This is a genomic window from Rhodopirellula europaea 6C (assembly GCF_000338295.1).
In the GTDB taxonomy this organism is placed as follows: Bacteria; Planctomycetota; Planctomycetia; order Pirellulales; family Pirellulaceae; genus Rhodopirellula; species Rhodopirellula europaea.
In genome coordinates this window covers 1-5483 of record NZ_ANMO01000262.1, presented here as the reverse complement: position 1 = coordinate 5483, position 5483 = coordinate 1, and the positions used below count along the sequence as shown (strand labels likewise).

At 57.5% G+C, this 5483-nt stretch carries 7 protein-coding genes and 3 pseudogenes; 3 read left to right on the top strand and 7 right to left on the bottom strand.

Annotated elements, in window-relative coordinates:
- From RE6C_RS27735 to folE, 3 genes and pseudogenes are all read left to right on the top strand, one after another.
- The coding region (locus RE6C_RS27735; RefSeq protein ID WP_236618574.1) for a hypothetical protein at nucleotides 1-841 on the top strand (841 nt) is incomplete at its 5' end.
- The gene (locus RE6C_RS27730) at nucleotides 841-1878 is read left to right on the top strand and encodes a type II secretion system F family protein (protein ID WP_008662081.1); all 1038 of its coding nucleotides are present in this window, start codon (nucleotides 841-843) and stop codon (nucleotides 1876-1878) included. The genes RE6C_RS27735 and RE6C_RS27730, both read left to right, overlap by 1 nt.
- A gap of 45 nt (nucleotides 1879-1923) precedes the next feature.
- Nucleotides 1924-2614: pseudogene (gene folE / locus RE6C_RS33360) on the top strand (GTP cyclohydrolase I FolE).
- Here the strand turns inward: folE and RE6C_RS33670 are convergent.
- The 7 genes and pseudogenes from RE6C_RS33670 to RE6C_RS33655 all read right to left on the bottom strand — a co-directional run.
- Nucleotides 2595-2699: a DUF1589 domain-containing protein gene (locus RE6C_RS33670; protein ID WP_390175932.1), complete on the bottom strand. Its 105-nt coding sequence runs from the start codon at nucleotides 2697-2699 to the stop codon at nucleotides 2595-2597. The pseudogene folE and the gene RE6C_RS33670 sit on opposite strands and share 20 nt — an antisense overlap.
- Nucleotides 2700-2856: pseudogene (locus tag RE6C_RS33665) on the bottom strand (hypothetical protein); the annotation flags it as partial. It abuts the gene before it with no gap.
- Nucleotides 2817-2954 carry a hypothetical protein gene (locus RE6C_RS33165; RefSeq protein ID WP_390175933.1) on the bottom strand — a complete coding sequence of 46 codons (138 nt, stop codon included), beginning with the start codon at nucleotides 2952-2954 and terminating at the stop codon, nucleotides 2817-2819. The pseudogene RE6C_RS33665 and the gene RE6C_RS33165, both read right to left, overlap by 40 nt.
- Nucleotides 2936-2991, bottom strand: a pseudogene (locus RE6C_RS33660) (hypothetical protein); the annotation flags it as partial. The gene RE6C_RS33165 and the pseudogene RE6C_RS33660, both read right to left, overlap by 19 nt.
- 70 nt (nucleotides 2992-3061) lie before the next feature.
- Nucleotides 3062-4996 carry a sodium/solute symporter gene (locus RE6C_RS27720; RefSeq protein ID WP_008662073.1) on the bottom strand — a complete coding sequence of 645 codons (1935 nt, stop codon included), beginning with the start codon at nucleotides 4994-4996 and terminating at the stop codon, nucleotides 3062-3064.
- Nucleotides 4993-5298: a DUF485 domain-containing protein gene (locus RE6C_RS27715; protein ID WP_008662070.1), complete on the bottom strand. Its 306-nt coding sequence runs from the start codon at nucleotides 5296-5298 to the stop codon at nucleotides 4993-4995. Before RE6C_RS27715 ends, RE6C_RS27720 begins: the two co-directional genes overlap by 4 nt.
- A gap of 53 nt (nucleotides 5299-5351) precedes the next feature.
- Nucleotides 5352-5483: DUF1589 domain-containing protein (locus RE6C_RS33655; RefSeq protein WP_144054901.1), on the bottom strand; the 132-nt coding region annotated here is incomplete at its 5' end.

Below are 5483 nucleotides of genomic sequence, written 5' to 3'. Positions count from 1 at the left end.
AACACAGCATTTACAAACGGCACGATCTCCCGGTGGGAGAGGCGAGAGCCGATTGGAAATGAATTGGGTGTTCGCGAAATTAGCGGCGGGGCGCGAGCCCTCCGGTCGCACACTGGGCCGCTCGCGCCGCTCCGCTAAGAGTCTCGCCCTCGCCCGGGTCGTTACCGTCTCCTTGCTTTTGATCTCTGGGGCTGAGTTGGCCTCGGCGCAGGTGGTGCAGCTTCCCAGCGTTCGTCGATTTTCTTCCACCGGCGGCATGTTGATTCCCGATCGCGGGACTGGATCGATGGGCGGCGTGTCGTCTTACCAAAGTGGGCGTTCATCACGCGGTCGGTTTTCGCCCGGCGGAGCACAAGGCGGTTCCACTCGGGCGGGAAACGCATCGGTCTCGGCGACCATCATCGATCACGATGAAATCGATCGTCAGCTATTGGGGGACGCCGATCCGCGGCAGTTTGCACGCGATCAAACGCAACTGGAAACGATCGCGGATGTGAAAGCGTTGGTTCAAAACGCCAGGCGATTGTTGGAGGCTGGTGATCGCTTGCGAGCCCAAGGAGCGTACGAGTTGGCACTTCATCGATTGGTTCGTTTGTCGAAACAAAGTCCGCCTTCGCGAACTTCATCGAGTCATATGGCGGCGGTGAAGTCAGCTAACCCAGAGTACCTATTGGCTTATGCGAAACGGGAATACACGCAGCACTTTGGTGAGCTGCCAACGTGGGTTCCGGCTGATGGTCACGTTTCCCGATCCAAAATCGAAGCGGCAGGGCGCGAGCCCTCCGGTCACGCACCGGGCGGCTTGCGCCGCTCCGCTAAGAATTCAGAGGTGACGCCGTGATGTCGCGACAGATGGGCGTCCGTTCCTGCCGCGATTTTTGTCGGCGGTTTGGAGTTGGATTGGGGGCCGGAGCGGACTTGTTGAAGTTGTTGGAAAGCGAAGCCAAGCATGGCTCGGCCCAGCAACGCATCGCGATGACCAAAATTCGTGAGGGTGCCAAAGACGGTCACGCGATCAGCGAAATGATGCGGCATCAGAAGCAGTTCTTTCCACCGTTGCTGGTGGTGATGACACGCGTTGGCGAAACGACCGGTCGGCTCGAACGAACGATGTTGACGCTGTCTGAACACTACGCTCAGCAGTACACGCTTCGTCAGAACTTCCTTCGCGCGATCGCTTGGCCGGGACTTCAATTGTTGCTCGGCATCGGTGTGGTGTCGCTGATGATTTGGTTGATGGGTGTGCTGACCGCTCCGACCGGCGGCCAGATGACAGACATGCTCGGGTTTGGATTGCGTGGACCTAAAGGAGTCCTGATCTTCTGGGCCTACCTCGGTGTCGTTGCGGCGGTGATTGGCGGGATCTACTTTGCGTTCCGGAAGAACATTGGCGGGATCCAGAATGTCGTGCCGCTGGTGTATCAAATTCCCAAGATCGGTGGTGCGATTCAAACGATCACGTTGGCCCGGTTTGCCTGGACGTTGTCACTTTCGTTGGATGCCGGGATCAACCCGATTGACTCAACGAAGTTGTCGTTGGATGCGACCGACAGTTCGTATTATCGAAGTGGTGCCAAGCCGGCCGAAGAGGCAATACGCGGCGGGGCGACTTTGAGCGAAGCATTGAACAAAACTCATTTGTTCCCCGAAGAATTCATCACTCAGATCGAGATTGCGGAACTGTCGGGGACGGATGCGGAATCCATTGACCACTTGGCCAGAGACTACGACGAACGAGCCAAAAGGGCGATGGAAACGATCGCGGGAGTTGCGTCTGCCGTCATTTGGATTGTTGTCTCGATGTTCTTGATCTTCATGATTTTTCGCATCTTCGGGAACATCATGGGCTTCTATCGCCAGGGTTTTGAGCCGATTTAGCGTGAGGCGTCTTCGCAACGCTAGCCACTCGTTTATAGTCGTAAGTTGTTTCGCGATTCAGACAACACGATTGCTCCATCAAATCAGGATTCAAACAAGCCCGTGGTCGACAAAGAACAACCTGCCGAACAAACGCCCTTTTTTGTCGACAAGAACGCACCCCACAACGAAGTCGATTTCGCTCGAATCGAATCGGCCGTGCGTGAGATTTTGGAAGCGGTCGGTGAAGATCCCGATCGGGATGGGTTGTTGGAAACACCGGCCCGCGTTGCGCGGATGTACGCCGAAATGTTCGCGGGATTGAAATCCGAACCTGGCCGTCACCTCGCGAAAGTGTTTGCGGAGGACTACGACGAAATTGTGTTGGTGCGAGACATCAGTTTCTGCAGCATGTGTGAGCACCACTTGTTGCCGTTCACGGGCAAGGCACACAGTCGCGTATTTGCCGAGCGGCAAGGTCGTGGGCCTGAGCAAGTTGGCTCGCGTGGTTGAAGAGGTCGCGCGGCGCCCGCAAGTTCAAGAACGTCTCACCCACACGGTCGCCAATTTGATCGAGGATCGCTTGTCGGCGAGAGGCGTTGCCGTGGTGGTCGAGTCGACTCACAGTTGCATGACGATGCGAGGCATTCGCAAACCCGGCAGCTTGTGTCTGACCAGTGCCATGCGAGGCGCGTTCAAGACCGACCCGAAGTCACGTGCGGAAGTGTTAGGGCTGATCAACCGCGCGGCGTCGTAGGCCAGGCTGTGCCTGGCGGGGTGGCTGGACGAACGACATGGAGTCTTGCGAGTGTGTTTGGACGCCTCGCTTTGTTCCAATGCATTGGCTGGATGCCAGGTGATAACCTGGCCTACGGGTGTAGCTGGATTCGCCAGAATTTGAAGTGTTGACGTGGTGGGATCCGAATTCTGGCGAATCCGGCTACGTAGGGTTGGCCTTGCTAACGCGGCGGGTTGTGACGAGTGCGTCGTAGGCCAGGTTGTACCTGGCGGGGTGAATGGACGGGCCGCGTTGAATCTTGCGGGGCGTGGTTGGACGCCTCGCTTTGTTCCAATGCATTGGCTGGGTGCCAGGTGATAACCTGGCCTACGTTGCCTGGTGGCTGGCTTCGCCAGGATTCAGCGTGGTCCCTCGCTGACGCGTCGGGTTGGGAAGTTGATGGAATCCGAATTCTGGCGAATTCGGCTACGTTGTGGTGGCCTTTCCGTTCTTTGTCATCAGCGACACCACGACCAATGTGATCAAGGCCAACGGGATCGTCACGATGCCTGGTTGGCTGAACGGCACGGGGCTGCTCAATGGATCGATGCCGTAGACCTTTTCGAAGGTGTCTGCGGACAACAAAATCCAGCCCAACGAACTGAACATGCCGACGATGACGCTGGCCACAATGCCTTGGGCGGTCGTGCGTTTCCAAAACAGCAGCATGATCAGCGCGGGCAAGTTCGCACTGGCCGCGATGCTGAAGGCCCAGCCGACCAGGTAGCTGACGTTGAGATTGCGGAACAGGATCCCTAATACAATCGCGATGGCACCGACAACCACGGCCGCGATTTTCGCGATTCGAACCTGGCTGTTTTCGCTGAACTTCATCCCCATCACACCGCTCAGCAAGTCGTGGGCGACGGCTCCACTGCTGGCCAGAATCAAACCGCTGACCGTTCCCAGAACTGTCGTGAATGCAATTGCGGAAATGATGGCGAACAGCAGCCCGCTCATCCCGCGAGCGAGCAGCGGTGCGGCCATGTTGCTGTTCGTGACATCCAGCGTGCCGCTGGTCATGGCACCCAAGCCTAGGTAAAGCGTCAGGACGTAGAAGAACCCGATGCTGGTGATGCCAACGATGGTGCTCTTGCGAGCTGCGGCGGCGTCTTTGACCGTGTAGTAGCGAATCAAAATGTGTGGCAACGATGCGGTGCCGCAGAACAATGCCAGCATCAGCGACAGGAAGTTGAACTTGCCCGTCCAACTATCGCTGCGAATGCCAGCGAACCGCGGGTGCTCGCCGGGCCGCAGAACCTGCGAACCGCTGGTTGGTTTCTGGTAGAAGACTTTGGTGGTCGAGCCATCTTCGTTCTTCAATGTCTCGTTGCCCCACAGCACAACCGTGCTGCGATTGAGAACGTCGAAGAACTCGAGCGGACCGAGCGGGCCTGTTTCGGCTTGTCCGATGTATTCGTTCGGCAGAACTTTGATTCGACCGACGGGACGCAGGTGGCCTTCACCAGGTTGGTCCCCCTTGGGAAGCCCACCGATCAACGTGTCGCCATTGGGCATCGTTGTGATCGACTGGGCTTCCGAAACGATCATCGTTCCGCCTTCTTGTATGTCGGCGCGGTAAACGTCGTAGCCGTCGCCGTCCTCGCGAGTGAACTGGAGGTACTGATCGTTGTCGGCCCAACTGGACGATTCGACCAGTTCACAGTTCATGGCCTCCGCGATGGCTTGCCGATCGAATTCGCTGATAGGTAGGCTGCTAGATGGGAAGGATTCGTTGTCGACTTTGAACCCTTGTTGCAGCACCATCACGACCAAAATCGCGCTGAAGACAACCAGCAACGATCCTTTCAGGAACTGGACCCAGGTGGTCGAGACCATGCCCGCGGTGACAACGATCGTGATCACGACGGCACCGACCAACAGCACCCCGACCCAGTGTGGGAAACCCAGCAAGGGTTGAATCAGCACTCCGGCGCCAACCATTTGTGGAATCAGATAAAACACGCTGACGATCAACGTGCTGATTCCAGCGGCGGCCTTGATGCCCTTGGAATCGAACTTGGCGTCGAGAGCATCTGCGAAGGTGAACTTGCCGAGTCGTTTCATTGGTTCGGCGATCACGAACAAGGCCACGATCCAACCGGCCAAGTAGCCGATCGAATACAGGAAGCCGTCGTAGCCATACGCGGCGATCATCCCGCAAATGCCCAGGAACGATGCTGCGGACAGGTAGTCTCCCGCGAAGGCGATCCCGTTGATGAACCAAGGGATTTGACCGTGGGCGGCGAAGTAGCCCGCCGACGATTTGGCTTTGCCGCCCAGGTAAAAACTCAGGCCGATCGTGAAGCCGACGAAGATGAAAAAGACAACGACGGCGGTCATGGAGGGTTCGTAAATCATTCCGATGCCTCCGTTGCTTCAGGCTCGTCGACACTCTTCATGCCGTAGATCAGTGCCATGCCGATCGCGACCAAGATCAATGCGAATCCGTAGACAATCGCCAGGTTTAAGCCGGCGAAAACGATCGTGTCCATCGTCTCGGCTCGAAAGGCGTTGAGCAGCACAAACCCGCCGTAGAGCAACAGGTAGATGACGAACAAAACCAAACCCAACCGGGAGGCTTTGTCGGAGGCGGGAGTTGGCGTGGGAGCGTCGGAGGTAACCGATGCATCGGGTTCAGGGGCGGGATCTGAGGCGGACAAGGCGGGGACTTTTGCTGCGAGGGGACGAGACGGCGATCATCGAACGACGCAGTCTATCCGAATCGATGAGGGCGTTGTGACGGGAAGAGTCGTGGGGCGTAGGCCAGGTTGTACCTGGCTGGGTAATTGGACGGGCTGCGTTGATTCTTGCGGGGCCGGGTTGGACGGTTCGCTTTGTTCCAAGT